The following is a 25,834-nucleotide window of genomic DNA, read 5'->3' on the forward strand; positions in this document are numbered from 1 at the left end:
TCCATGGCGGTGGATTGGGACGGTTTGGTTCACGGGCCGGTGGCCGACGCCTTTGGCCAGGCGGCGCTGTACGCGCCCTTCGCTGGCGGCGCGCCCTTCACCATCACCGGCGTCTTCGATGAAGCTTACGCCGAGGTGCAGGAACTGGCCGACCAGCCGGTCGCCTCGGCCAGCCCGGTTTTGGGAGTCCAGCTGTCTCAATTCCCGACGCCGCCGGACATCAAGGACCAACTGACCATTCTGGCCAGCGGGACCGTTTATGTCGTCTCGGTGGTGGAGCCGGATGGCCATGGCTGGGCGAAGCTCTTTTTGAATTGGGTGTCGGGATGACCGTGCTCTTTTCTGAACAGCTCCGCGAACTGGTGATCGCCGCGCTCAAGGCGGCGAACACGCTCGCCGGGGCCAACGTCTTCGCCCCCCGCGACACGCCGCTCGCCAGCAGCGAGCTGCCCGCGATCATGGTCGATGACCAGCGTGAGGACAGCGAAAGCCGAGGCAACGCGGGCTTTCCCGCCTTCCTGACGACGGCCATCCTGTTGGTCGAGGCCAAGGTTGAGCGGGAGACGTCGGAGGCGGTCAAGGCGGACCTGTCCACCCTGCGCCGTCAGATCAAGGTGGCGGCGCTGACCGACTGGAGCATCATCGCCAGCGTTGAGCAGGTGGTGGGCGTCCGCACCGAAACCGCCATTTCGGCGGAAGGCAAAAAGCATGTCGGCGAGCTGCGCATGCAATTCGCCATCCGTTACCCCGAGGATTTCGAGCCGATCATCACCGATCAGCTCGATGGCCTCGACGTTCACGCCGACCTGCTCGACCCCTTCGACTCCACCGGCGTCTATCCCGACGCGCCCTTCCCCGAGGCGGCGCGTCCCGCCCCCCGGACGTCCGGCCCGGATGGGCGGGATGAGGCCGCGCTCTCCATCACCTTTTAAGGAGCCGCGCCATGCGCGTGAAACCCGCTCCGGGCGTCGCCGTGCGCGACCCGGATCTGAAGGACTTTTTGCCCGAAGACGGGCGAGAGGTGCCGGACACCCCCTATTGGAACCGGCTGTTGCACGTCTTTGGCGACGTGACGCTGGTCGTTCCTGTGGACCGTGAGGAGGACAAGCCGTGATCCCGTTCAAGAACGTCCCTCAAAATCTGCGCGTGCCGCTGTTTTACGCCGAGGTGGACAACTCCAAGGCCAACAGCGCCGCGCAAACCATGCGGACCCTCATCGTCGGCCAGATCACCGCCAGCGGAACCGCCGCGCCCAATCAGGCGTCGATCTGCCAGGGCGCCGCCGACGCGGTGGTCAAGGGCGGCCCTGGCTCGATGCTGGCGCTGATGACCGCCGCCTACCGCAAAGCGGACAATTTCGGCGAGGTTTGGTTCCTGCCGCTGGCCGACGCCGAGGCGGGCGTGGCGGCCACCGGCGGCGTCACCCTGACGGGCGGCGCGACGGCGACGGGGGTGCTGTCGCTCTACATCGGCGGCGCGCTGGTGTCCCAGGCCGTCACCAGCGGCCAATCCGCCGCGACGGCGGCGACGGCCCTGGCGGCGACGGTCAACGCGATGATCGATTTGCCGGTGACGGCCTCCGCTGACACGGGGGTCGTCACGCTGACGGCCAAAAACAAGGGACCGGCGGGCAATGAGATTGACCTCCGCCTCAATTACCGAGGGGCGGCGGGCGGCGAGGCCTCGCCCGTCGGTCTCAGCGTCGCCGTAACCCCCATGGCGTCGGGCGCGACCCCGCCGGACCTGTCCGCCGCCTTCGCGGGCCTCAGCGACATGGCCTTCGACTTCATCGTCTTTCCCTACACCGACGCGGCCAGCCTGGACGCGGTGAAGGCGCTGCTGAACGACGTGTCGGGCCGCTGGAGCTGGTCCCAACAAATCTATGGCCACGCCTTCGCGGCCAAGCGCGGGACGCTGGGGGCCTTGACCAGCTTCGGCTCGACGCGCAACGACCAGCATGTTTCGGTGCTGGGATTCTACGACAGCCCAACCCCGGCCTGGGTCGTCGCGGCGGACTTCGCCGGGACCGCCGCCGTCAGCCTGCGCGCCGACCCTGGCACGCCGCTCCAGACCCTGGCGCTGTCCAGCATGCTGGCCCCGCCCATCGCCAGCCGCTTCGCCATCGCCGAGCGGAACGTGCTGCTGTGGGACGGCGTCAGCACCTTCGTCACCGCCGACGATGGGACCTGTCGGCTGGAAAACGTCATCACGACCTATCAGAAAAACGGCTTCGGGGCCGCCGACGACAGCTATCTGGAGGTGGAGACGCTGTTCCTGCTGGCCTTCATCCTGCGCCGGATGAAGAGCGTCATCACCAGCAAATACGCGCGGGTCAAGCTGGCGGCCAACGGCACGCGCTTTGGCCCCGGCGCCAACGTGGTGACGCCGAACATCATCAGGGCGGACCTGATCGCGGCGTACCGCGAGCTGGAGGCCGAGGGCTATGTCCAGAACGGCGACGTCTTCAAGGCCGAGATCATCGTCGAAAAGAACAAAACCAACCCGAACCGCGTCGATGTGCTGTGGCCCGGCGCCCTCATCAACCAGCTGCGCATCTTCGCGCTGCTGGCCCAATTCCGCCTGCAATAAGGAGGTTCGCCCATGGCCGACACCAGCCGCCGACTCGCGGGAGTCGCCTATTTCACCGTCGATGGCGTCAGCTACATGCTGGCCGGAGATTTCAGCTACAGCCCGGTGCAGGTCAAACGCGAGACCATCAGCGGCATGGACGGCGTCCATGGCTACAAGGAGACGCCGATCCCCGGTTTCATTTCCGCCACCCTGCGCGACGCGGGCAGCCTGTCCGTCGCGGCCTTCAACGCCATGACGAACGTCACCGTCATGATCGAGCTGGCCAACGGCAAGATCGTCACGGCGCGCAACGCCTGGACGGTCGACAGCCAGGAGGTCAAGGGCGCGGATTCGACCTTCGACGTGAAGTTCGAATCCGCTTTGGTCGAGGAGGCGTAAACCATGAGCACAGATCATTTGCCGGACGAACTCGTGATCGAGCTGCGCAAGCCGATTGAGGTCGGGTCGGAAGTCTACATGGAGATCCGGCTGCGCGAGCCGACGGCGGGCGAAGTCGAGAAGGCGCAAAAGGCCCTGATCGGGCCGAACGCGTCCCCCACGATGAGCGACATCGTGATGGTGTCCTTGGTGTCCGGCCTTCCGAAACCTGTCGTCGAGCGGATTCCCTACAGCGATTTCGAGAAGGCGGTGCGTTACCTCATGGGTTTTACGGGCGGTGGCCTGACAACTGGCGCGACGTCCTAGCCGAGGTCACACGGTGGTATGGCTGGGGGCCGCGCGACGCGTGGTCGCTCACCTGGACGGAGCTGTCCTGGTGGCTTGACCAGGCCGTGCGGATGATGAAGGCGGAAGCCCGATGACCAACCAATTCCAGATCGTCATCACGGCGAAGGATCAGGCGTCCGCCGTCGTCGCCAAGGTCGGGTCGGCGCTCGGTCAAATCCGCCGCCCGATAGCCGGTATCGGCTCGGCGGTCGCCGGGTTGGGCGACGCGACCCGGTTGAGCGCGCTGGGCCATGGCGTCGCCAACGTTGGCGGAATGGCGCGCGAGGCCGCCGGTGGGCTTGGCCTGCTGGGCGGGTCCGTGGGAGCCATCGCGGGCGTGGGGTCCGTCGCGGGCGTGGCGGCGCTGGTCAACCAATGGGGGCAGGTTGGCGTCGCCACCGCGAACGCCGCCGGGGGGATCGGCATCGCCGCCGGTCGCTTGCGGACGTTGGGCAGCGCGGCGGGGCTGGCCGGGTTGGAGGCGGGCGCGATGACCGGCAGCCTGCACGCTCTGGGGGCGACGTTGCAGGACGCCGCCTATGGCCGCGCGCCGGAAGCCGCCGCGATGCTGAACATCCTGAACATCCGCATGAGCCGAACGGCGTCTGGCGCGGTGGACGCCGAGCGGGCGATGGGCGATCTGGCCGACGCGATCGGGCGGCAGAGCAACCCGCAGACCCAGGCCCGCGTCGCCCAAATGTTCGGGGTCGAGCAGCTGCTGCCGATGCTGCGGCGGGGGCGCGACGGTTGGAAGACATACCTCGCCGATGTCCAGAAATACGCCGAGGTGTCGCAGGACACGCAGGCGAAGTCCGAAGAGCTGGGGGCGTCGCTCAATCGGCTGAAAGCCGCCGCCAAAGGCGTTGGAGCCACGATTGAGGCGTCTTACGCTGACCGATTTGGCGGCATCATCAACAAAACCGCCGATTGGGCGGCGGCCAACAAGCCGTTGGCGGGCGGATTGGCCGAGGTCGGCGTCGCTTTGGGGGTGGTGGCCGGTGTGGCGCGGTTTCACCCTGTGCTGGGCCTGATCGCGGGGATCGTCCAGGGAGCGGCCCTGATCTACGAACACTGGAACGGGATCGGTGATTTCGTCCGTGGCGAGCTGGACAAGATCAGCAAAGCCGACCCATTGCGGTTCGGCGTGCGCGAGCAAACGACCGAAGAAAAGAAGCAGCGGGAAGATTCCGGCTGGCCGAGCTGGCTGCCGCATTTCAGCCTGAAATCAGCCACGCCGGAGGAAAAGCCAGCCATCGCCGCGCCCCAGGCCAGCCCACCGGAGAAATCCTGGTGGCGGAGCCTGTTCGTCACCCCCGCCAACGCCGCCGTGCCTCCCGCCGCCGCGCCGTCGGCGCCCGCCGTCGCCGCGCCGCAATCCACAGCCGCCGCTCTGCCGACGGCTGTCCCGCCCGTGACGGTCGGCGCGGACACCAAGGCGATCACCCTCGATCCGACGGCGGTGGAGGCGTTGACCCGCGTCGCCATCGCCGAGGCCGGCAACCAGGGGGCTGTGGGCTTGGAAGGTGTGGTGCGGACGGTCCTGAACCGATCGGCCCACCCGGCGTGGGGCGGGTCCATCCCCGACGTGGTCAACCAGCGCGGTCAGTTCGAGCCGGTGATGCGGGCGGGTGGCGACTGGCGGAACCTGCCATCGGGATCCACCGCGCAACGGGCGACGGTCCAAGGCATCCTGGACGGGATCGCCAGCGGGCGGCGGACCGACCCGACCGGCGGCGCCACCTATTTCCTCAACCGCGACATTTCCGAGCGGCGCGGCACTGATTTCGGTCGGGGCCGGGATGATCTGCGATCGGCGGAAATCGGCGACCACAGCTTCTACAAGCCCGGCGTGTTCGGCGAAAAGCCGACGCCGGTGCCGAATTATTCGGTGTTGCTGTCGGACCTCGCCAAGGCCCAGGCGGAGCAAGCGCGAGCGGCGGCGGCCAATCCGGGGCAACCCGGCCAACAGGGGCAGCAACAGGGGCAACCGATCCAGGTTGACGTGCGCTTCTCCGGCGCCGTGCCGCCGGGAACGACGGCGTCGGTGCAGGGCCAGCCGGACAGCGTCTTCGCGCCGACCCGCGTCAATTACTCCACCCCCGACTTTGCGAGGCCGTGATGCCCAACCGCAACGCCTATCAGGCGCTTGGCGGCGCGCTGGACCGCGTCACCAACGCCGCCGGTCGCTTGGGCGTCGATCTGGCCGGGTTCGACGGCGGCGCCGGGCCGTGGCACACCCGGCTTCAAACGGCGTCGTTTCGGGGCGTGCCCTTCGGCGTCATCGGATCGGCGTCGGAGTTTGGCCGCCGTGTCGCCGTCCATGAATACCCCTACCGGGATTCGGTGTGGGTGGAGGATTTGGGGCGCGGGCCGCGCCGCATCAGCCTGATCGGGTTCCTGGTCGAGGGGTCGGTCCAGTACGGCGGGGGCGACGTGCTGGCCCAGCGCGACCGGCTGGTGCGGGCGTGCGAGACGGCGGGCGAGGCCGAACTGGTCCATCCGACCTTGGGTCGGAAATCGGTCGCTCTGCTGCGCTTTCACGTCGTCGAGCGCCGCCGCGAAGGCCGGGTGTTCGAAATCACGCTGGATTGCGTCGAGGCGGGAAAGCTCCAGTTTCCCGAGGGCGGCGCGACCAGCGTCGGCCAGATCGAGGCGGCGGCGGACGCCGTCGGAGCCGCCGCCGTTCTGGACTTCGTCCAAACGGTGGGCGGGTTGCTCAAGCAGGGATCGGCCATCCTGCGGCAGATCGTCAGCGCGGTCGGCGTCTCTGTCCGGGCGGTCTTCCGCCTGATCGACGACGCGACGAACCTCTACAACGCGGTGCGCGACCTTCCCGGCGCGTTCGGTCGGTTCATCGGCGGCACAAAGGTCCAGGGGCGGCGGCGCGGCGCGACGACGGCTTCTCCCGCCACTCTCCCCGCCCTGAAGGCAGCCACGGCGGCGCGGCGGGCGACGGTGGCGCAGGCTGGCGCGGACGCGATGGCGCAGGCGAAAGCGTTGACGGCGGCGAGCCTGCCAACCGCCGCCGCGAGCGTCGCCGCGCTGGTGTCCGCCGCCGCCCGCGCCACCCCCAACGCGACGGACGCGCTGCGCCTGCTGACGCCGCTGGCCAGTTTTTCGCCGGTCTCCCCCGTCAGTTCAGGGACCGTCGGTTCAGGGGCCGCCCCTTCGGGGCCGTCGCCGACCCCGGCGGCCACGGCCACGGCCACGCTGGTGCGGCGCGCCGCCTTGGCGGAGGTGGCGCGGGCCGCCGCGCGGTATGAGCCGCCATCGCACGACCAGGCGGTTGAGACGCGCAGCCGGGTGGTGGAGCTGATCGACGCCGAAATGACGCGGGCGGGCGACGCCGGGCAGGACCAGACCTATCAGGCGCTGCGCGCCCTGCGCACCGCCGTCTCGGTTGATTTGACCGAGCGCGGAGCCAGCCTCACGCGCCGCGTGGTCGTGTCCACAGCCCGCCCGCAACCCGCTTTGGTGTTGGCGCTGCGGCTCTACCAGGACCCTGCGCGCAGCGACGAGCTGGTCGAGCAATCCGGCGCGATCCACCCGGCCTTTCTGCCGGTCTCCTTCAACGCCTTGGCGGAGTGATGATGAGCGACGACCTGACCCTGGTGATTGGCGGCGCCGCCGGGCGCAAGCTCTCCGGCTGGCAGCAGCTGCGGGTGACGCGCGGCGTCGAACGCTTGCCGTCCGACTTCGACATCACCTTCACCGAGCGCTTTCCGGGCGAGGTGGCCAGCGTCGTCGTCAAGGAGGGCGATGAATGCCAGGTGCTGCTCGGCTCCGATCTGGTGCTGACCGGCTATGTGGACCGCTTCATCCCAGCCATTGACCGCCAGTCGCACAGCCTGCGGGTGATGGGGCGCGGGAAATGCCAGGATTTGGTCGATTGTTCGGCGGAATGGCCCAGCAACCAGATCAGCAGCGCCGACGTGTTGAGCATCGCCGCGAAGCTGGCCCAACCTTACGGCATCACCGTCAGCGCCTTGACCGACGTCGGTCCGCCCATCCCGCAGATTAATCTCATGTGGGGCGAGACGCCCTTCGCGGTGATCGAGCGGATCGCCCGGTTTCGCGCTCTGCTGGCGTACGACGGGCCGGACGGCAACCTCGTCCTGTCGCGCGTCGGAACGGTCGAGCACGCCAGCGGTTTCGCCCAGGGCGCGAATGTCGAGAGCGCCGTCGCCCTGTTCTCGATGGATCAGCGCTTTTCAGAATACGTCGTGCGCTCCCTCTCCATGGCGCCCTTGGGCGAGGCTGGTCCCGACGGCGACATCCAGGCCATCGTGCGCGACGCCGGGGTGACGCGCCACCGCAAGCGCTTCATCATCGCCGAATCCGGGATCGTGGCGCTGGGGCTGTCGGAGCAGCGGGGCCGCTGGGAAATGGCCCGGCGCGCGGGGCGCTCCTTCCAGGTGCGGTTGACTGTGGACAGCTGGCGCGACGCGGCGGGCGAGCTGTGGACGCCGAACCGGCTGGCGCGGGTCACGCTGCCCAGCCTGCACCTGGACGCAACATGGATCATCGCCGAGGTGACGTATCAGCGCGGCCCGTCCGGCACCTCGGCCAGCCTGGTGCTGATGCCGCCATCCGCCTTCGAGCTGGCCCCGACCGTGCTGGTCCCTGTCCTGTCGGACGTCACGCCGGGGGCGCGGCCATGAGCGATCCGGGACTGATCGAGCGCCTTTACACCCGCGCGCTGCTGGCGATTGGCCGGGGCCGGATCACCGCCGTCACCGATGGCGGCGCGGTGCAGACGATGCAGGTCCGCTTGGGCGTCGATGAGCTGCGCGACAACACCCCGCGCCTCATCGAATACGGCCTCTCGTCGGTCCCGCCGATCGGCAGCGACGTCGTGCTGCTGTTCGTCGGCGGCGACCGCTCAATGGGCGTGGTGGTGGCCAGCGGCAACCAGGGCGCTCGGCCAAAGGGGCTGGCCGGTGGAGAGGTCTGCCTCTACGACGACCTCGGCCAATCGGTCCATTTGACCCGCCACGGCATCGTCGTCAAGGGCGCGGGGCTGCCGATCACGATTGAGGACACCCCCAGCCTGACGATCAAGGCAAGCGCGAAAGTCCGCATTGAGGCGCCGCTGCTGGAGGTGACGGGCGACATCATTGACCAGGTCGGCAGCGGCGGGCGCAGCATGGCCAGCATGCGGGCCATTTATAACGAGCACACGCACAACGGCGTGCAGCCGGGCGGGGCCAGCACGGCCATCCCCAACCAACAGGAATAGCCATGGCCGACATCCTGGTGTCCTGGATCGCCAACGACGCGCGGGGCGATTGGTCCCTGGTCTCTGGCGACCTGGACACGGGCGACGACTTGGCCACCGCCATCCTGCTCAGCCTGTTCACCGACCGCCCGGCGACCGCCTCCGACAGCCTGCCGGACGGCGCGGGCGACCGGCGGGGTTGGTGGGGAGATCGCGAGATCGGCTCGCGGCTGTGGTTGCTCGACCGCGCCAAGCAGACGGAAGAGACCCGGCGGCGCGCCGCCGATTACGTCGCCGAGGCGCTGCAATGGCTGATCGACGACGGCGTGGTCGCGCGCTTCACGATCCGCGTGGAATGGGCGCGCCGCTCGACCTTGGGCGTCTGGGTGATCGCCCACCGCAGCGACGGCCAATCGACCAGCTTTAACTTTGATTGGGCTTGGCAAGGAGTCGCCTGATGCCGTTTTCGCGTCCAACCCTCACCGACATCCGCCAGCAGGTGGCGCAGGACGTCGCCTCGGCGGTCGATGGTGGGGCCAACCTGTTGCGGCGGTCGGTGCTTGGGGTGCTGGGGGCGGCTCAAGCCGGGCTGGCGCATCTGCATTACGGCTATCTGGACTGGATCGCCAAGCAGGCCGTCCCCTTCACCTGCACCGACGAGGCCCTGGAGGGCTGGGCGGCCCTGAAGGGCGTCACCCGCAAGCCCGCCGCCGCCGCGACCGGAATCGTGACCTTCGCCGGGGCCGTCGGCGCCGTGATCCCGAGCGGAACGGCCATCGCCCGCGCCGCCGATGGCCGGGCGTTCACCAGCACCCAGACGGTGGCGGTGGGCGGCGCTGGAACGGCGAGCGTCCCGGTCCTCGCCGACGAGCCGGGGGCGGGCGGCAACACCGACGCGGGCGCGGCCTTCGCCTTGTCGCAAGCGGTTTCCGGCGTGCCGTCGTCGGGCACGAGCGGCGCGCTGATCGGCGGGGCGGATGTCGAGGCGGACGAGGAGCTGCGCACCCGCATGCTGACCGCCTACCAGATCACGGCGATGGGCGGCGCGCATGACGATTTCGTCAGCTGGGCGCTCGCCGTCCCCGGCGTGACGCGGTCCTGGTGCGTCCGCAACGGCGCGGGGCTGGGCACCGTCGTGCTGTTTGTGATGTTCGACGACGCGCAGGCCGCGCACGGCGGTTTTCCGCAAGGGTCGGACGGCGTGGCGAGCGCCGAAACTCGCGCGCAACCGGCCACCGGCGACCAGCTGACCGTCGCCAACGCGCTCTGGCCGCTCCAGCCGGTGACGGCGCTGGTCTATGTCGTCGCGCCAATCCCGTCGCCGCTGGCGCTGACCATCGCTGGAATCCCCCTGTCCTCGCAGGCGGCGGCGCGCGACGCCCTGATCGAACGCCTGCGCGAAGACGCCACGCCCGGCGGGACGGTGAACATCAACCGCCTGTGGGAGGCGGTGCAGGTGGCGTTGGGCGATTCCAGCTTCGACATCAACGCGCCGCTGGACGACGTCTCAGCGCCGCCCGGCCACATGCTGACGCTGGGCGTCATCACCTTCGTTTGAGGTCGCCATGCCGCCACGTTACAGCCGCGCCGACTTCCGCGCGGCCTTGCAAGCCCTGCTGCCGACCGGGCGAATTTGGCCGCGCGAGGAAGGCACGACGCAAGCCCAGGTGCTCGACGGGCTGGCGGCGGTCTATGAACGGCAGAGCGCGGACGCGGCGGCGCTGCTGAGCGACGCCTTTCCGGCGGGCGCGCACCAGCTGCTGCCGGATTGGGAGGCCACGCTCGCGGTCAGCGGCCAGACCACGTTGCAGCAGCGCCGCGCGGCGGTGGTGGCGCAGTTGATCGGCGTGGGCGGCCAAAGCATCCCCTACCTGACCGCCTACGCCAAGGCGCTGGGCTTCGACGTCACGATCACCCAATACGGCCCGGCGCGCGCCGGTGGCGCTCAAGCCGGGAGTCCCTGCTGTGGCGACGCTTGGTCCTTTGTCTGGTCCATCGGCCTGGTCCAATGGACATCCACGCACGCGCGCGCCGGTCAATCGGCGGCGGGCGAATCGCTCGCCGCGTGGGGCGAGGCGGCTTTCGAGGCAGCCCTGCGCCGGGTTGCTGCGGCGCACACGCTGGTGCGCTTTTCCTACACCTCGCCAGACGCCGCGCCGTGGGATGACGGCCTGGTCGGCTGGGATCATGGGTTCACCATTTGGGAGACATGACGTGACCAGCTCTGTAGACCCCAGCCTCTTCCGCACCGCACCCCGCCTGAGCGCTCTGCGTCAGACGCTGGAGATCATCCGCACCGAGTTGAACGCCCTGTTCAGCCGGAGCGCGGTGACGCCCACCGGGACGTTGGAGGTCTTTGCGGGGGATGTGACGCCGCCGGATCGCCTGGTCTGCGACGGTCGCGCGGTGTCCCGCCAGACCTACGTCGACCTCTTCGGCGTGGTCGGAACGCGCTGGGGCGCCGGTGACGGGGCGACCACGTTCAACCTGCCCAACATCCCGCCCCGATATCGCTTTGCTGCGGGAGGCGGCCAGACGACGCCGCAACCGATTCTGGTGACGCGGCAGGCGACGGATTCCGAGGGGAACCCTCTTGTGGTGGACGGCAGCCCGGTGATGGAGACCGTCACCGTCGTGATCGATCTGCCGCTGGCCAAAACCGTAACCACAATCAAGGTGTGAGAATGGACGCCATCGATCATCCGACCGCCGCGACCTCCTCGGGGCGGTCGCTCTTTACGGAGGGCAGCCCCGCCACCGGCGTTCCCGCCACCGTCATCACCGCCGACTGGCTCAACGGCGTCCAGGGTGAGATGCTGACGGTGATCCAAACCGCAGGCCTCGCGCCATCGGGCGGCGACCATACCCAGCTGCTCCAGGCCATCCGAACGATTTCATCGACGGCGCTGGTGCGGCAACCCATCAACCTGGGTCCGGCGGCGGGCGCGATCGGCGTCAGCGGCACGCCGACGCTGTCGGCATCGCCCTATTATTCGCTCTACGGGGTCGCTCAGGGGCAAGCGCGGTTTGAGATCGCCACAAGTCCCAGCTTTGTCCCCATCCTGCACAGCGGCACGGTGGAGGCCGTGGCCTCTTACGCCGTCCCCGACTTGGTTTTGGCGACGACCGGCGTCTATTGGTGGCGGGTTGCTTACGCCGACGTCGAGGGGCATTGGTCGGCCCCCAGCACGCCGACGGCCTTCACCTGCGCGGCGATCTTTTCCTTTGTCGCCCGACCGACAAACCAGACGCCCGCCAACGGGTCGGCTGGGGCCGCGCTCCAGCCCACCCTGACCAGCTCGCCGTTTTCGGTCGTCGCCGGAGCGGACGCGCACGCGGCGTCACGCTGGCGGGTCTCGACGGTGCCCAGCTTCGACACGGTCGTCTACGACAGCGGGATCAGCGCCGGGGCCTTGACCTCCGTCACATTGCCATCGACCGCCGCCCTCACGCCGCTGACCGTCTATTATTTCCAGTGTCAACATCAAGGCGCCACGCTGGGCTGGTCCGATTGGTCCGCGCCGACGGCCTTCACCGCAGGCGCTGGAGCGGGCGAATGGATCTTTTCCACGCCTGGCACGACCACATTCACGGTGCCGGTGGGCGTCACGCTGCTGACCCAGGTGACGGTGGTGGGCGGCGGCGGTGGCGGCGGTTACGACACCAGCCAGTACGATTCATCCGAGGGCGGACCCGCCGGAAACGGCGGCGTGTCGATCAAGTACAATCTTCCTGTGACCCCAGGCCAGGTTTTCACCATCGTCGTTCCGGCGGGCGGATCACTTGGGCAGCCCGGCGGGTCCGCGTCCTTCGGAACGCTGTTGTCGGCGACCGGCGGGGCGGCAGGACCGAACGATCTCAACCAGCGTGGCGCGGACGGCACAGGAATCGGCGGTGACTACAACCCCGAATATCGGTCTCAATTCGCGACCTTCGGTGGGGTCAGTTACGGCGGGGGCGGCAGCGGCGGATCTCTGGCCTTCACCGGCGGGGCCGGAACGCCCGGTCGCGTCGGGGCGGTGTGTATCAAGTGGGGTGGATGATGTGGGCACGCATTGATGTCGGCGTTTGCGCCGAGTTTGTAACCGACGATCCGACCGGCCTGTATCACCCATCGATTCTGTGGGTGCGGGTTCCTGATGCGCTGTCGGCCTGGGCCACGCACGATTATGTGTGCGTTGACGGCGCCGTCCAGCCGCCGACGCTCGACTATCTGCTCGCCCAGCTGCGCGCGGCTGTGGTCGCGCGTCGCAAGACCGAGCGCGACCGTGGCGTCCTGATTGGCGGCCAACGCTGGCGCAGCGACAAGGCCAGTTGCGACGACGTGTCCACCGCTCTGACCCTGGCCAATCAGGTCGAGCTGGCCGGTGGCGGCTTCGAGACGGTCTGGAAAACGGCGGACGGCTTCGCCCGCGTCGGCAAGGCCGCCCTGGCCTCCGCCGGGCTGGCCATCGGGGTTTTCGTGCAGGCCTGCTTCGCCCGCGAGGAGGAGTTGAGCGCCGCCATCGATGCCGCCGAGACCGTCGATGACGCGCTGACGGCTTACGCCGTCGGGATTGATCTGGGTTGGCCCGGCAGCTGAACCCAACCGCGACAACATTCCAGTTTTCTCGGCCGCCCGGCACCCGCCCGGCGGCCTTTTTCATGCGCAGAAGGAGGATTTCCATGCGCCCTGTTCCTCAACCCGTCATCGACCTGGTCAAAGACGCGGAAGGCCTTCGCCTGATGGCCTACCCCGATCCGGCCAGCGGCGGCGCGCCCTGGACCATTGGCTATGGCCACACCGGGCCGGAGGTGCGTCCCGGCCTGGTCGTCACCAAGGAGCAGGCCGACGCTTGGCTGCTCGCCGACCTCGATGCCGCCGTCGCCATGGTCGACGGCGCGGTCAAAACGCCGCTGACCGACACGCAGCGTGGGGTTCTCGCTTCCTTTGTCTTCAACGTCGGGCCGGGCCGGAAGGCGACCCGCCAGGATCCGGGCAAGGACGGCTTTGTCACGCTCAAGACCGGCAAGCCCTCCACCTTGCTGGCCAAGCTGAACGCGGGTGATCTGGCCGGCGCCGCCGTCGAATTTTCCAAATGGACGCGGGGCGCGGGCAAGGTGATGCCCGGCCTGGTCAAGCGGCGGGCGACGGAAACGGCGCTGTTCCTGTCCGGCGTCGATCATCCCGCGACCGGCGCGCCCGAACCCCAGCCCGCACCCAAGCCGCTGTCCAAGTCGGCGGCTGGCGTCGGTGGCGGCGGCGCGCTGGGGCTGGCGGGCGTGGCGGTGGCCATTGACCAGGCGCGCGACGTGTCGGACGCCGCGCGCGGCCTGCTGGACAGCCTGCCGTCGGGCGGGCTGGGCTGGCCGGTGGCCATCCTGCTGGCGGGCGCGGTCGGGTTCTTGCTGTACCAGCGCTGGGCCGACCAGCGCCAGGCCGCGTGATCGGGCTGCCGTTCCTGGTGGGGCTGTGGGGCCGGATCGGCCCCATCCTCGCCGCCGTCGGCGCGCTCCTGCTGGCGATCGCCACCTTCGGCGCGTTTCAGCGCCGGGCGGGGCGGCGGCAGGCCGCCGCCGAACAGACCGAAAAGACCCTCAAGGCTGCGGAGACCCGTCGTGAAATTGATGATGATGTGCGCCGCTCTGGTGGTGCTGCTGACCGGCTGCGCCGGGAGTGGAGCCGGGATTGACACAGCCTGTGGAGCGTTTCGCCCGGTCTACACAAGCCGGGCCGACACGTTGACTGACGCGACCGCTGAGCAGCTGCTGGCGCACAACCGCACCGGCGCGTCCCTGTGCGGTTGGACGCCGACGGGCGTTTGAGCCAAGCGCGCGGCGTATCCGCCAGCAGCGTCCTCCTCACAGTAATGGCGACAATCCATCGGAAACCGGGCAAGCGGGGTGGGTGAGCGCATCAGGAAAGGCCAGGAAGAAGCGCGCGCGCCATTGCTGACGCGCGTAGCCCTTCGGGCGGCGACCGATGTGAGTGGAGAGTGCGTGGCCATAGCGCCGCTGCCAGTCGGCTTGCACGTCCACAACCGTACCACCGCCTTGAGCGGCGTCCGCCCGCCAAGCGTGGATGGACGCTTGGGCGGCGGCGCGGGCAGCAAGGATCAAGCGTCGGCCCAACCGGACGGCGACGTGGCGCGCCGCTGCCAGACGGTCGGCCATCGTCACGCTCGGGCGCTGCGGCAGGGCCGGGGTGGAGGAGAGCATGGCCTGAACGCGGCGCAGAAGCTCCTGCGCCTCCGGTTCCCTTTCGATGTCGCGGAGCACGGCCACGGCGTCGAGCAGCGACCTTTCCCCATTGGAGATCAGCGCGCGGGCTTTGCGCAGGGTCGCCGCCGCCTGCAACCTGCGTTCCCCGCCCATCAGTTCCATGGCGATGGCCACACTGACCGGATCGAGCGGGGTGGTGGCGCGATCGGCGTTGCAGCGGGCATGGGCGGCCACCTCGTTGCCCCACAACCGCAGCCCGCCGTTGCCCAGCGGCACGACATGCTCGATGGTGGCGCTGTCGGGCAGACCGCTCTGCATCAGCATCCCGCCGCCGCAATGGGCGCAGCGCCAATTCTGCGCCTCGGCCAGGGCGAACCGCCGCGTCTCCTTTGATCCCATGGCCCAGCCTCCGCCGTCGTCTCTGGGCGGATCCAGCACCCTCGTGCTCAGCTGGTCAATTGGGGTTACTGCACGAAGTGCAGCATGTCGGCGACGCTTATGGGTGAGCAGGCCCTTGAAGCGTTCACGGGTGAACGCTTCGCTTGATCCTCAACGTTGATTGATCTTGGTCACAGAATAAGTCGCAGCAACGATCAATGCGGCGCCGATGGCAGTCTGCCAAGTCGGCGCTTTGCCCCACAGGGCATAGTCCAGCAGCGCTGCGAGCGGAATCTCAATGAAGCTGAGTGGCGCCACGATGGTGGCTGGGGCGAATCGGTAGGCTTGTGCGGTGCAGAAAAGCGCCGCCATGCCAAAGAGGCCGATACCCAGCAGACCGACCGTCTCGACCGGAGCCGGCGGCACCCAGACGACCGCCGTCGGCACGGCCAATAGGATTGTGCTGACGACGGCGTAGACGGCGACGATCACCGTGCTGGGGTTGGCGAGGGTGAGCCGACGGACGGCGAGCTGGGAGCCGGCGGACAGCACAGCCGCAGCGGCCATCGCCGCCGCCCCCACCACTTGGTCGGGCACGCTGAGGGCTGGTGACACCGCCAGCAGGACGCCGGCGAATCCGGTGAGCGTGGCGGCCCACAACCCCGGCCCGGCGCGCTCCCCCAGCGTGACGCGTGCCAAGGGGATCATCATCAGGATGCGGCTGTACAGGATGAGCGTGACCAGTGCCAGGGGCAGCTTGGTGCTCAAGGCGTAGACGCTGGCCAATAGGGCGGCGGTGCCCAGCCCGGCCCGCAGGAGGTGGATCCATGGATCCCGGAGCGTGCGGACATCGCACAAAGCGCGCCATGCCACGGCGACTAGGACCAGGGCGGCAGCGCCGCGCACGAAGGCGATTTCGATGGGCGGCAGACTGGCGCCCAAGGCCTTCATCAACGCGGTGAGCGCCTGGAAGGTGATGCTTGAACCAAGCGCCCACGCGACAGCCCGCGCCGTCATGCTCATCCCATTGATCGAACTCGCCAAGGCAACAAGTCGCGCGGGCATACAATCCTCTATCTCCGTTGCGCGCAGATTACCTGTGTCGACCGCTGCAATCCAGCGATGTCAAACCGTCTAGGTAACGCATTGATTCCCTTAGGGGGGATTTAGTGGCAAAAGTTTGATGTTCTCCATATTTTTCAATAGGTTAAACATCTCTTTTAATCATGTGGCCGTGGGTTCGAATCCCACCCGGATCACCAATTTTCTAATGAAAATCAGAGAATTGTGAAAAGGGATCGGGCGTGGCTCCGGTCCCTTTTCTTTTGTATCTGTCCCATGTCCGACGAACGCCATCTTTGTGTCGGATGAATGTCTCCCCGATCGCGCGGTCGTCCGCTCCGTAAAGTTGGTTTGCTCTCGGCGTGGCGCGATCTTCCGGGTGCGCCGGGCCGTCTCAGTTTTGCAATCGCCGTTCAAAACTTGGCGCGAACATCGCGCTGGCGAAGTGGAAAATTTGCAGAAAAACAATTTTAAGTGGGTTAGCGACGCTTTTTTTGAGCGGCTTCTTGTTATAAAAATACTGTTGAATTGATTTCCTGTCCCGTGATCTTTTCATATAAGGCGCGCTGCCAGAAACGAGCATTCCAGAGAGCGGAGATCCCATAAAACAACCATAGGGTTTCTCTGGTTATGTTAATTCAATGGAAATTATCTTGTTTCATTTTGTCGCGTGACTGTGCGTCTCAACATATTTAGGCTGCGGTAGCGTGTCAGGCTAACGATAAGAACGATCAACAAAACAATTTTTGATTGTCTAGTTGGCCGCCTGTGTTATTTTGGAGGTTTTTGTGCAGTTTTCATACATTATCGGGAATTTCACGAGCGGATATTCCAACATAAAGGTCAATTCAGGTGGATTTGTCGTTGTTGACGCAACGGCCACGGGTGGCGGTCCTGTTGTTCTTCAATTGAATGGAACAACGTGGGAGGTCCTAGTCGCAGGGGTGAATGGCGGCGCGGCGGCCACCTTGCTCGACACCTCCAACGTGGCGCTTTCAATAGACACGCACGGAGTCGGCATCGCCTGGACGGGCGAAACGGGGACGGTCAACTTCACCGGCGGCAATCTGTCGGACATGCTTCTGGGCGGGTTTGACAACGACACGATCTTTGGCGGCAGCGGCGGGGACACGCTTTATGGCGCTTCAGGGGGTGACAGCCTTGTCGGCGGCAGCGGAAACGACCGGCTTTCCGGCAACGAAGACAACGACACGCTCTGGGGCAACGAAGGGGCCGACACGCTCTACGGCAACGCTGGCGACGATTCGATCTTTGGCAATGAGGGCGCCGACAGCGTGTACGGCAACGCTGGCAACGACTATCTCTTTGGCGGCGACGGCAACGACAGCATGCTCGGCCAATCGGGCGGCGACTGGATGGAAGGCGGCGCGGGCGCCGATCGCCTGATAGGCAATGAAGACAACGACACTATTTATGGCAACGACGACGCCGACACTATTTATGGCAACGCTGGGATCGACTCCCTCTTTGGCGACGGTGGCGACGACTGGCTATCCGGCGGTTCGGCTGGCGATTGGCTGTCTGGCGGTTCTGGCGGCGACTTGCTCTATGGCAATGAAGACAATGACACGCTGTATGGCGGCGGCGGCGACGACAGCATTTATGGCGGCGACGGAAACGACAGCCTGATCGGCGGGAGCGCTGGCGAGTCCAACGCGGACACGTTGATCGGCGGTCTTGGCAACGACACGCTGACCGGCGGCGGCGGCAACGACATCTTCGATGTTCTCACCACCGACGGAATCGATCTGATCACCGACATGGAGAATGGCGACGCCATTCGCGACACGGGCGGCACATTCACCAGCCTGTCCGATGGCGATGGCGCAAACATCGCCAGCGGCACGGTGGAGGTGGCCTCCAGCGGCGGCGAGACCACGCTGTACCTGCGTTACACCGCCGGAACTGGAGCCGCCGACACGACGGTGAAGCTGACCGGAACCTTTGCCGCCGACCGCTTCAGCGCGTCGGGCAACGCCATCACCATGGTTGCCGCCTCCGGCGGCACGCCAACCCCAACGCCAACCCCGTCCGGCGGCGGCGACGACACCTCTACCACCCCCACCACCCCGACCCAAACCGTTGACGGGCTTGTCGTCACCCAAGAGACGGTCAGCAATTCCAATGGAACGACGACCAGCGTGTTCACCGTTCCCATTTCAACGGAAAGCCGGACCGAAGATCGGGGAACAAGCGGTCGCGCCGACATCCCGCTCGTCACGTCAGCGACCGGAACGACCCAACTGGAGGCCGGTTTGCCGACCGGCGTTGGCCTGCGGGTCGAAACGACGACCACCGGCCAAACAGGTCTTCAGGAGTTGATTCAGGCCATCGAAGCGCGGACGACCCAATCTGGCCAGTCGGCGGATCGGACCTTCATGAGCGGCGTCGGCTCCACGTTTCTGGGCGCTTTGCCGACTGGGACCAGCTTGACGGTGCGAACCGTCATTCCAACCGTCGCGTCGGGGACGACGTCGGTCAGCTCCCCCATCGTCATCTCGGGCGCGGCGAACCAGGGAACGCAGCAGGAGGCGCTGGTCATCGACGCCAGCGGCCTGCCGTCCGGCACGATCATCCAACTCGACAACGTCGAGTTCGCGGCGGTCGTCGGCGCGGTGCGGATCACCGGCGGCGCCGGCTCGCAAATGGTCAGCGGAGACAGCGGCAACCAAATCATGGTGTTGGGGGCCGATGACGACACGCTGCGCGGTGGTGGCGGCGACGATCAAATCGGCAGCCTTGAAGGAAGCGACTGGCTGTATGGCGACGACGGCGCGGACACCGTGACCGGGGGCGTCGGCAATGACTATGTGTATGGCGGCACGGGGAGCGACCTTCAGAACGGCAACCAGGGCGATGACCTGGTTTACGGCAACCAGGGCGCCGACACGGTGCGCGGCGGCCAGGACAACGACACCGTTTATGGCGGCCAGAACGACGATCAGGTCTATGGCGACATCGGCGCCGACCGGCTCTTTGGCGACGATGGCGCGGACACGGTGAGCGGCGGCGCTGGCGCCGACGTTGGAAATGGCAATCAGGGCAATGACCTAGTTTACGGCAACCAGGGCAACGACACGGTGAACGGCGGCCAGGGCAACGACACCGTTTATGGCGGCCAGAACGACGATCAGGTCTATGGCGATCTCGGTGACGACCGGCTGTTTGGCGATGATGGCGCGGACACGGTGAGCGGCGGCGCTGGGGCCGACGTTGCCAATGGCAATCAGGGCGATGACCTGCTTTACGGCAACCAGGGCAACGACACGCTGAACGGCGGCGCTGGCGCCGACACTCTTTATGGTGGCCAGAGCGACGATCAGGTCTCTGGCGATCTCGGTGACGACCGGCTCTTTGGCGACGAAGGCGCCGATACGTTGAGCGGCGGCGGCGGCAATGACTCGCTTAGTGGCAATGCGGGCGATGATCGGCTGTTGGGCGAGGATGGAACCGATACGTTGAGCGGCGGCGATGGCGCCGACACCCTGTATGGTGGCCAGAACGACGATCAAATCTCTGGCGATCTCGGCGCCGACCGGCTCTTTGGCGACGACGGGGCGGACACGCTGAGCGGCGGCGCCGGCAATGACGAGCTTGCTGGCAACGCTGGCAATGATCGGCTGTTGGGCGAAGCTGGCGACGACACCTTGTATGGTGGTGACGGCGCGGACCTGTTCGTGTTCCGCGCCGGTGATGGGCGTGACGTCATCCAGGACTTCAAGGTGGCGGACGGGGATCGAATCGGTCTGGCCAATGGAGTCGAGTACAGTCTGAGGTTGGACTCCGACGATGTCGCGATCACGTTCTCCGATGGCGGCGAGGTGACGCTGACGGGCGTGAAAATTGGGGATCTTCTCAACGGCGCCGGGCTGGACGATCTGTTCTTGCGGATGTAGGCGGTCATCGCGCCCCCCCCGTGGTGGCGCGCGATGACCGCGCCAACCACGGTCTGCATCATCCCGCGTGTGTCGCCAGTGTGAAAAACTTCACTGCGCCACATATGATTGCGCGGGTATGCAGCCTTCATCGGATGATGGAGGACCGCGATGTTGATCTGCCGGAATGTAAAAGTTGATGGGCGCCGCACCAGCTTGCGTATGGAGCCGGAGTTGTGGGACGCGGCGGTTGACATCGCCCAACGTCGCGCTTTGAGCGTCAACGATCTTCTGACCGAGATTGACCAGACGCGCGGCGATGCGAATTTGACCGGCGCGTTGCGCGTCTACATCATCGGTTATTATCGCCGACTGGTCCGTGGTTTGGATTGCTACGGTCTGACGCGGGCCGTCGAGCACGCGATGCCCGTCGGCGCCACGATCCAGTGACGCCATCGGCGTTCTGAGGTTGAAACGAAAAGGCCCTTCCTTTGTGGAAGGGCCTTTTCGTTTGAGGATGGCGGCGCTGCTTTACGCCGCCATCGCTTTGGCCAAGGTCTGGTTCAGCCAGTCGTCCACACGCTGGGCGGCCAATTTCCAATCGCGTTCCAGCATCATGGCGTGGCCCATGTTGGGCAGAAACGCCGCCTTGGTTCCCAGGGCTTGCGCGGTGGCCAGCACTTCGGCGCGGGGGAACAACAGGTCCTCTTCGGCTCCCAGAACCAACAACGGCTGATCGCCGGGCGGCAGGGGCGGGAAGGGGATCCAGCCGCCGATGTCGGCCAGCACGCGGCGCGATTCCTCTTGCAGGAAGGGTTCGTAACGCGCGGCCTCCTCGGCGGGCATGGCGTCGGAAAACATGGCGCGGCGCACGGCCTGCGGGTCCACCGCCGCCGCGCCGAAGGTCATCAGCGACGCCATCTGATGGAACACGTAGGGCGCGCGCCACGCCAGCCCCAGGGTGGAGGAAAGCAACCCGTGCGGCGGGGTCGAGGCCATCAGAACGGCGGCGGGAAAACGACGGCGGGTCAGGGCGCGCTGAACCACGATGCCGCCCATCGAATGGCCGATCAGAACCGGCGGGGCCGAACAGGCGTCGGCGGCCTCCAGAGCATCGTCGATGTAGTCGGCAAGGCCGAAGCTGTGCAGCCGCTCGCGCCCCTCGCTGCCGCCATGGCCGCGCAGGGAGACGGCGTGAACCTCCCACCCGCGTTCGGCGAACCAGGGCAGGAAATGGGCGTCCCAAATCCAGGCGCCGCTGAAGGCGCCATGGACGAACAGCAGCGGGGTCGGCTTGGCGGGTCCCGTCGGGCGGCGGGTGATGATTTCAAGCTGGGACATCGGGGGCGGCAAGGTTGTTGTGCGGTGCGGGAAGGATGGCGCGGCGCGCGGGCGCTGTCCAGGAGCGCCGCATGGTTTGACGGCGGCGACGGGGTTTGCGACAGTCCGCTCCCGCCCCACGCAGGAGACGGCGACCGTGCCGAACGCCCCCACACCGCCCCCCGATCTCACCCTGGTGCTTGGCGGCGCCCGATCCGGCAAAAGCCGCTTTGCCGAGGGGCTGGTCACGGCGCTCGGCGGGCCGCGAATCTATGTCGCCACGTCGCAAATCTGGGACGAGGAGATGGCCGAACGGGTCGCCCGCCACCGGGACGACCGGGGGCCGGATTGGCGGACGATCGAGGAGCCGCTCGACCTGCGCGGGGCCTTGCGCGCCCACGCGGCGGAGGGCTGCGGCCTGCTGGTCGATTGCCTGACGCTGTGGCTGAGCAATCTGATGATGGCCGACTCCGACGTGGACGCCGAAACGGCGGCGCTGGTGGCGCTGCTCCCGACGCTGCCGGGGCGGGTGGTTCTGGTGTCGAACGAGGTCGGTCTGGGCATCGTTCCCGACAACGCGCTGGCCCGGCGCTTTCGTGACCATGCCGGGCGGCTGCACCAGGCCATCGCCGCCGTCGCCCCGCGCGTCGTTCTGACCGTGGCGGGCCTGCCGATTTACGCGAAAGGAAGCGCGCTGTGAGCGAACCCCAGATTGACGAGGCGGAAACCAACCGCCGCCACGCCGAGAAGATGAAGCGCCGCAAAGCGTTGCAGGAGCGGGCCTTGGCCTCCAAGATTTTGGAGAAGGGCTTGCTGATGGTCCACACAGGTAAGGGCAAGGGCAAATCGACCGCCGCCTTCGGGTTGATGATGCGGGCGGTCGGCCATGGCATGCGGGTCGGCATGGTCCAATTCGTCAAGGGGGCCTGGTCCACCGGCGAAACCGTGGCGCTGGAGCGCTTCGAGGATCTGGTCGATTTTTACACGATGGGGGAGGGCTTCACCTGGGACACCCAGGACCGCGCCCGCGACATCGCCGCCGCGCAAGCCGCGTGGGCCAAGGCCAAGGCGATGATGGACGACCCGCGCTACCGCCTGATCGTCTTGGACGAGTTGAACATCGCGCTGCGCATGGATTATCTGCCGCTGGAGGAGGTGCTGGCGGCGTTCGCGGCGCGGCGGCCCGACCTGCATGTCTGCGTCACCGGGCGCAACGCCAAGCCGGAATTGATCGCCGCCGCCGACCTCGTCACCGAAATGACGCTGGTCAAGCATCCCTTCGAGGCCGGGGTGAAGGCCCAGGCGGGGATCGAGTTCTGACCATGACCAGCCCCAAACGCGCCCGCGCCGTCATGCTTCAGGGCACCGGGTCGGACGTCGGCAAATCGCTGCTGGTCGCCGGGCTGTGCCGGGCGTTGACTCGGCGCGGCCTGACGGTGCGGCCCTTCAAGCCGCAAAACATGTCCAACAACGCCGCCGTCACCGCCGACGGCGGCGAGATCGGGCGGGCGCAGGCGTTGCAGGCGCGGGCCTGCGGCGTCGCCCCGACGGTCCACATGAATCCGGTGCTGCTGAAACCGCAGTCGGACGTCGGATCGCAAATCGTCCTGCGCGGGGTGGTGGTCGGCAACGCGCGGGCCGCCGATTATCAGGCGCGCAAGGGCGAACTTCTCGGCGCCGTGCTGGACAGTTTCGAGCGGTTGCGGGCCGAGGCCGACATCGTGGTGGTGGAAGGGGCGGGCAGCCCGGCGGAGGTCAATCTGCGGGCGGGCGACATCGCCAACATGGGATTCGCCACCGCCGCCGACGTGCCGGTGATTCTGGTCGGCGACATCGACCGGGGCGGGGTGATCGCCAGTCTGGTCGGCACCCACGCTTTGTTGCCGCCGGACGAGCGGGCGCGGATCAAGGGCTTCCTCATCAACAAATTTCGGGGCGACGCCCGCCTGTTCGAGTCGGGCTTGCGAATCATCGAGGAGCGCACCGGCTGGCGCGGCTTTGGCGTCGTGCCCTGGCTGAAAGAGGCGGCGACTCTGCCCGCCGAGGACGCGGTGGCGCTCGACCGGCCACGGGCGGCCAGCGGCGGGGCCTTGCGGGTGGTGGTGCCGATGCTGTCGCGCATCGCCAATTTCGACGATTTCGACCCGCTGGCGCAGGAGCCGGGGGTGGAATTGCTGATGGCGCCGCCGGGGCGGCCCTTGCCGGATTGCGATCTGGTCATTCTGCCCGGCACCAAGGCGACCATCGCCGATCTGGCCTTTCTGCGCGCGCAGGGCTGGGACATCGACTTGTTGGCCCATTGGCGGCGCGGCGGGCGGGTGCTGGGGATTTGCGGCGGCTATCAGATGATGGGCCGGACCATCGCCGACCCCGACGGCATCGAAGGCCCGCCGGGCGAGGCCGTCGGGCTTGGCCTGCTGGACGTCGACACCGTCCTGAAGGGGGCAAAGGTGCTGGAGGAGGCGCGCGGGGTGGAGCGCCGGACCGGCGCGGCGGTGGCGGGCTATGAAATGCACATGGGCCGCACCGAAGGGGGCGACCGCGCCCGCCCGATACTGACCCTGGATGGCGGCGGCACGGACGGCGCGGCGTCGGAGGATGGGCGGGCGCAAGGCTGCTACCTGCACGGGCTGTTCGCCGCCGATGGTTTCCGCGCGGCGTTTCTGGCGGGGTTGGGCGCGGCCTCCTCGGGTTTGTCCTACGACGCGGCGGTGGAGCGGGCGCTGGACGCCATCGCCGACCGGCTGGAGCGGGAGATGGACATCGGAGCGATTCTTGCGGTGGCGGAGCAACTTTCTTCGGGTTAGAGTTTTTCCGGGACGGCCAAGGCGAGGATGTTGTGGATGGCGTTGCGGGTGGACAGCGAGGAGGCGGACCGGCTGGCCCGGCAATTGTCCGCCATCACCGGGGAAAGCCTGTCGGTCGCCGTGACGCTGGCCTTGCGCGAACGGCTGGAACGGGTCAACCGCCCGCAGGATCCCGCAAGGCGCGAGGCGCTGCGCGCCATCCGCGAACGCGCCGCCCAACTGCCGCAACTGGATCGCCGCAGCGACGCCGAGATTTTGGGACGGGATGAAGCCGGGCGGGGGATCAGCCGATGGTGATCGACGGTTCCGCCATCGTCGCCTTTCTGCGCGGCGACGCCCACGCCGAACGGATCGAGGCGCTGCTCGACGATTCCCCGGCCTGCCACATTTCCGCCGTCACCATGGTGGAATGCCGCGCCCTGCTGCTGGCCCGCTTCGGCGAAGAGATGCTGCGCGAGTTTGAAAAGCTGGTGGAGCGGGCGGGCATCATCATCCGCCCCTTCGACCGGGTGCAATCGGCCTTGGCCTTCAACGCCTACCGCCGCTTTGGCCGGGGTTGCGGGCATCCGGCGCAACTGTCGCTGACCGACTGCGCGGCCTACGCGCTGGCCCGCTCGCTGGACGTCCCGCTGCTCTACACCGGCCAGGATTTCGCCCTGACCGACGTCGAACCGGCGTTGGTGTGACCTACCCGAACACGGCCAAAACCAGCGCCCCGCCTCCCAACAGGACGCAGGCCAGCCGGTAGAGGCGCAGACCGGCGTCGATGTCCGCCGGGGTGGCGGCGGTGCGCCCACCGCCCAGCCAGACGTCTTCGATCCGGGTGTTTCCATAGACGCGCGGGCCGCCCAGCCGCAGATCCAGCGCCCCGGCCATCGCCGCTTCCGGCCATCCGGCGTTGGGGGAGCGGTGGCGGTGGGCGTCGCGGCGCACCGCTTGCCAAGCCCGCGACGCGGCGTCGGCGTCCTGGCTGCGGGCGGCGGCGACCAGCAGCAGGGCGGTCAGGCGCGATCCGGGCAGATTGACCAGATCGTCCAGCCGGGCGGCGGCCCAGCCGAACGCCTCGTGCCGGGGGGTGCGGTGGCCGATCATGCTGTCGGCGGTGTTGATCGCCTTGTAAAGCGCGATCCCTGGCAAGCCGCCGACCAGCAGCCAAAAGGCTGGGGCGACGATTCCGTCGGAAAAATTCTCGGCGAGACTCTCGATGGCGGCGCGGCAGACCGCCGGTTCGTCCAAGCTCGCCGGGTTGCGCCCGACGACGCGCGACACCGCGTCCCGCCCACCGGCCAGCCCGCCCTTGCGGAACCCCTCGGCGACGGCGGCGACATGCTCGTGCAGGCTGCGCTGGGCCAGCAGGGTGGAGGCCAAGACCGCTTCCAGCAGCCAGCCGAAGGGCAGCAAATGGCACAGCCACGCGACCGCCACGGCGACCCCGCCGACGGTCAGCAACAGAACCAGCAGGGCCAGGACGCCGAACGCCTTGCGGCGGTCGAAGTTGTCCCGCTCCTGGTTCAGCGCATGGTCGAGATGCGTGATGAGCGCGCCGATCCACACGACAGGATGGCGGATGCGGGCATAGAGTGCGTCGGGAAAGCCGACCGCCGCCTCGACAACGAGCGCGACGGCGAGCAGAAAGGGATGAAACGCAGGCACGG

General features: G+C 67.6%; 29 protein-coding genes. 25 read left to right on the plus strand and 4 right to left on the minus strand.

Annotated elements, in window-relative coordinates; all coding sequences use genetic code 11:
- The first annotated feature begins 3 nt into the window (after window positions 1-3).
- From D3877_RS01930 to D3877_RS29705, 18 genes are all read left to right on the plus strand, one after another.
- Window positions 4-330 (plus strand): head-tail joining protein, encoded by a 327-nt coding sequence (locus D3877_RS01930; protein ID WP_119829096.1) that lies wholly within the window; start codon window positions 4-6, stop codon window positions 328-330.
- Window positions 327-932, plus strand: coding sequence for a hypothetical protein (locus D3877_RS01935; protein ID WP_119829097.1), 606 nt, complete (start codon window positions 327-329; stop codon window positions 930-932). The genes D3877_RS01930 and D3877_RS01935 overlap by 4 nt, the downstream gene beginning before the upstream one ends.
- 11 nt (window positions 933-943) lie before the next feature.
- Window positions 944-1,114: a DUF2635 domain-containing protein gene (locus tag D3877_RS01940; protein ID WP_119829098.1), complete on the plus strand. Its 171-nt coding sequence runs from the start codon at window positions 944-946 to the stop codon at window positions 1,112-1,114.
- A complete protein-coding gene (locus tag D3877_RS01945; protein ID WP_199720673.1) occupies window positions 1,111-2,589 on the plus strand; it encodes a phage tail sheath subtilisin-like domain-containing protein in 1,479 nt (492 codons plus the stop codon). Before D3877_RS01940 ends, D3877_RS01945 begins: the two co-directional genes overlap by 4 nt.
- A 12-nt stretch (window positions 2,590-2,601) precedes the next feature.
- A complete protein-coding gene (locus D3877_RS01950; protein WP_119829099.1) occupies window positions 2,602-2,970 on the plus strand; it encodes a phage tail tube protein in 369 nt (122 codons plus the stop codon).
- A 3-nt stretch (window positions 2,971-2,973) separates the two neighbouring features.
- Window positions 2,974-3,276, plus strand: a complete 303-nt coding sequence (locus tag D3877_RS01955; protein ID WP_119829100.1) for a phage tail assembly protein — start codon at window positions 2,974-2,976, stop codon at window positions 3,274-3,276.
- 112 nt (window positions 3,277-3,388) lie between these two features.
- Complete coding sequence (locus D3877_RS01960; RefSeq protein ID WP_119829101.1) at window positions 3,389-5,416, plus strand: cell wall hydrolase; 2,028 nt, start codon at window positions 3,389-3,391, stop codon at window positions 5,414-5,416.
- Window positions 5,416-6,885 carry a DNA circularization protein gene (locus D3877_RS01965; RefSeq protein ID WP_119829102.1) on the plus strand — a complete coding sequence of 490 codons (1,470 nt, stop codon included), beginning with the start codon at window positions 5,416-5,418 and terminating at the stop codon, window positions 6,883-6,885. The genes D3877_RS01960 and D3877_RS01965 overlap by 1 nt, the downstream gene beginning before the upstream one ends.
- A complete protein-coding gene (locus D3877_RS01970; protein WP_199720674.1) occupies window positions 6,885-7,958 on the plus strand; it encodes a phage baseplate assembly protein in 1,074 nt (357 codons plus the stop codon). The genes D3877_RS01965 and D3877_RS01970 overlap by 1 nt, the downstream gene beginning before the upstream one ends.
- Window positions 7,955-8,536 carry a phage baseplate assembly protein V gene (locus D3877_RS01975; protein WP_119829103.1) on the plus strand — a complete coding sequence of 194 codons (582 nt, stop codon included), beginning with the start codon at window positions 7,955-7,957 and terminating at the stop codon, window positions 8,534-8,536. The genes D3877_RS01970 and D3877_RS01975 overlap by 4 nt, the downstream gene beginning before the upstream one ends.
- Before the next feature lie 2 nt (window positions 8,537-8,538).
- Window positions 8,539-8,973, plus strand: coding sequence for a phage GP46 family protein (locus D3877_RS01980; protein WP_119829104.1), 435 nt, complete (start codon window positions 8,539-8,541; stop codon window positions 8,971-8,973).
- Window positions 8,973-10,073 (plus strand): baseplate J/gp47 family protein, encoded by a 1,101-nt coding sequence (locus tag D3877_RS01985; protein ID WP_119829105.1) that lies wholly within the window; start codon window positions 8,973-8,975, stop codon window positions 10,071-10,073. The genes D3877_RS01980 and D3877_RS01985 overlap by 1 nt, the downstream gene beginning before the upstream one ends.
- Window positions 10,074-10,080: 7 nt before the next feature.
- The gene (locus D3877_RS01990; protein ID WP_119829106.1) at window positions 10,081-10,728 is read left to right on the plus strand and encodes a YmfQ family protein; all 648 of its coding nucleotides are present in this window, start codon (window positions 10,081-10,083) and stop codon (window positions 10,726-10,728) included.
- A gap of 1 nt (window position 10,729) precedes the next feature.
- Complete coding sequence (locus D3877_RS01995; protein ID WP_238474684.1) at window positions 10,730-11,197, plus strand: phage tail protein; 468 nt, start codon at window positions 10,730-10,732, stop codon at window positions 11,195-11,197.
- Between the two features lie 2 nt (window positions 11,198-11,199).
- A complete protein-coding gene (locus D3877_RS02000; protein WP_119829108.1) occupies window positions 11,200-12,558 on the plus strand; it encodes a glycine-rich domain-containing protein in 1,359 nt (452 codons plus the stop codon).
- Window positions 12,555-13,097, plus strand: a complete 543-nt coding sequence (locus tag D3877_RS02005) for a DUF4376 domain-containing protein (RefSeq protein WP_147395074.1) — start codon at window positions 12,555-12,557, stop codon at window positions 13,095-13,097. The genes D3877_RS02000 and D3877_RS02005 overlap by 4 nt, the downstream gene beginning before the upstream one ends.
- Window positions 13,098-13,180: 83 nt before the next feature.
- Window positions 13,181-13,942, plus strand: a complete 762-nt coding sequence (locus tag D3877_RS02010) for a lysozyme (RefSeq protein ID WP_119829110.1) — start codon at window positions 13,181-13,183, stop codon at window positions 13,940-13,942.
- Window positions 13,939-14,187 carry a hypothetical protein gene (locus tag D3877_RS29705; protein ID WP_158599761.1) on the plus strand — a complete coding sequence of 83 codons (249 nt, stop codon included), beginning with the start codon at window positions 13,939-13,941 and terminating at the stop codon, window positions 14,185-14,187. Before D3877_RS02010 ends, D3877_RS29705 begins: the two co-directional genes overlap by 4 nt.
- 169 nt (window positions 14,188-14,356) lie before the next feature.
- Here the strand turns inward: D3877_RS29705 and D3877_RS02020 are convergent, their stop codons facing one another.
- Complete coding sequence (locus D3877_RS02020; protein WP_119829111.1) at window positions 14,357-15,115, minus strand: HNH endonuclease; 759 nt, start codon at window positions 15,113-15,115, stop codon at window positions 14,357-14,359.
- 150 nt (window positions 15,116-15,265) lie between these two features.
- Entirely contained in the window at window positions 15,266-16,117 is an 852-nt protein-coding gene (locus D3877_RS02025; RefSeq protein ID WP_158599762.1) for a DMT family transporter, read from the minus strand.
- A gap of 1,007 nt (window positions 16,118-17,124) precedes the next feature.
- Here D3877_RS02025 and D3877_RS02030 point away from each other — a divergent pair.
- Together D3877_RS02030 and D3877_RS02035 are read left to right on the plus strand one after the other, a co-directional pair.
- On the plus strand, window positions 17,125-20,073 hold the full coding sequence (locus D3877_RS02030) for a calcium-binding protein (protein WP_147395075.1): 2,949 nt from the start codon (window positions 17,125-17,127) through the stop codon (window positions 20,071-20,073).
- A 150-nt stretch (window positions 20,074-20,223) separates the two neighbouring features.
- A complete protein-coding gene (locus tag D3877_RS02035; protein WP_119829114.1) occupies window positions 20,224-20,502 on the plus strand; it encodes a ribbon-helix-helix domain-containing protein in 279 nt (92 codons plus the stop codon).
- 81 nt (window positions 20,503-20,583) lie between these two features.
- On the opposite strand, the gene D3877_RS02040 is transcribed toward D3877_RS02035, so the two are convergent.
- The gene (locus tag D3877_RS02040; RefSeq protein ID WP_119829115.1) at window positions 20,584-21,393 is read right to left on the minus strand and encodes an alpha/beta hydrolase; all 810 of its coding nucleotides are present in this window, start codon (window positions 21,391-21,393) and stop codon (window positions 20,584-20,586) included.
- 136 nt (window positions 21,394-21,529) lie between these two features.
- On the opposite strand from D3877_RS02040, the gene cobU reads away from it, so the two are divergent.
- The 5 genes from cobU to D3877_RS02065 are packed head-to-tail and all read left to right on the plus strand — an operon-like array spanning window position 21,530 to window position 24,865.
- Entirely contained in the window at window positions 21,530-22,072 is a 543-nt protein-coding gene (cobU, locus tag D3877_RS02045) for a bifunctional adenosylcobinamide kinase/adenosylcobinamide-phosphate guanylyltransferase (protein ID WP_119829116.1), read from the plus strand.
- 50 nt (window positions 22,073-22,122) lie between these two features.
- Window positions 22,123-22,692 carry a cob(I)yrinic acid a,c-diamide adenosyltransferase gene (gene cobO, locus D3877_RS02050; RefSeq protein WP_238474839.1) on the plus strand — a complete coding sequence of 190 codons (570 nt, stop codon included), beginning with the start codon at window positions 22,123-22,125 and terminating at the stop codon, window positions 22,690-22,692.
- Between the two features lie 2 nt (window positions 22,693-22,694).
- A complete protein-coding gene (locus tag D3877_RS02055; RefSeq protein WP_119829117.1) occupies window positions 22,695-24,179 on the plus strand; it encodes a cobyric acid synthase in 1,485 nt (494 codons plus the stop codon).
- 36 nt (window positions 24,180-24,215) lie between these two features.
- Complete coding sequence (locus D3877_RS02060) at window positions 24,216-24,476, plus strand: type II toxin-antitoxin system VapB family antitoxin (protein WP_119830725.1); 261 nt, start codon at window positions 24,216-24,218, stop codon at window positions 24,474-24,476.
- Window positions 24,470-24,865 (plus strand): type II toxin-antitoxin system VapC family toxin, encoded by a 396-nt coding sequence (locus tag D3877_RS02065; RefSeq protein ID WP_119829118.1) that lies wholly within the window; start codon window positions 24,470-24,472, stop codon window positions 24,863-24,865. Before D3877_RS02060 ends, D3877_RS02065 begins: the two co-directional genes overlap by 7 nt.
- A 1-nt stretch (window position 24,866) precedes the next feature.
- On the opposite strand, the gene cbiB is transcribed toward D3877_RS02065, so the two are convergent.
- Window positions 24,867-25,832, minus strand: coding sequence for an adenosylcobinamide-phosphate synthase CbiB (gene cbiB / locus D3877_RS02070; protein ID WP_119829119.1), 966 nt, complete (start codon window positions 25,830-25,832; stop codon window positions 24,867-24,869).
- Window positions 25,833-25,834: the final 2 nt, after the last annotated feature.

The organism is Azospirillum cavernae (assembly GCF_003590795.1).
Lineage (GTDB): Bacteria > Pseudomonadota > Alphaproteobacteria > Azospirillales > Azospirillaceae > Azospirillum > Azospirillum cavernae.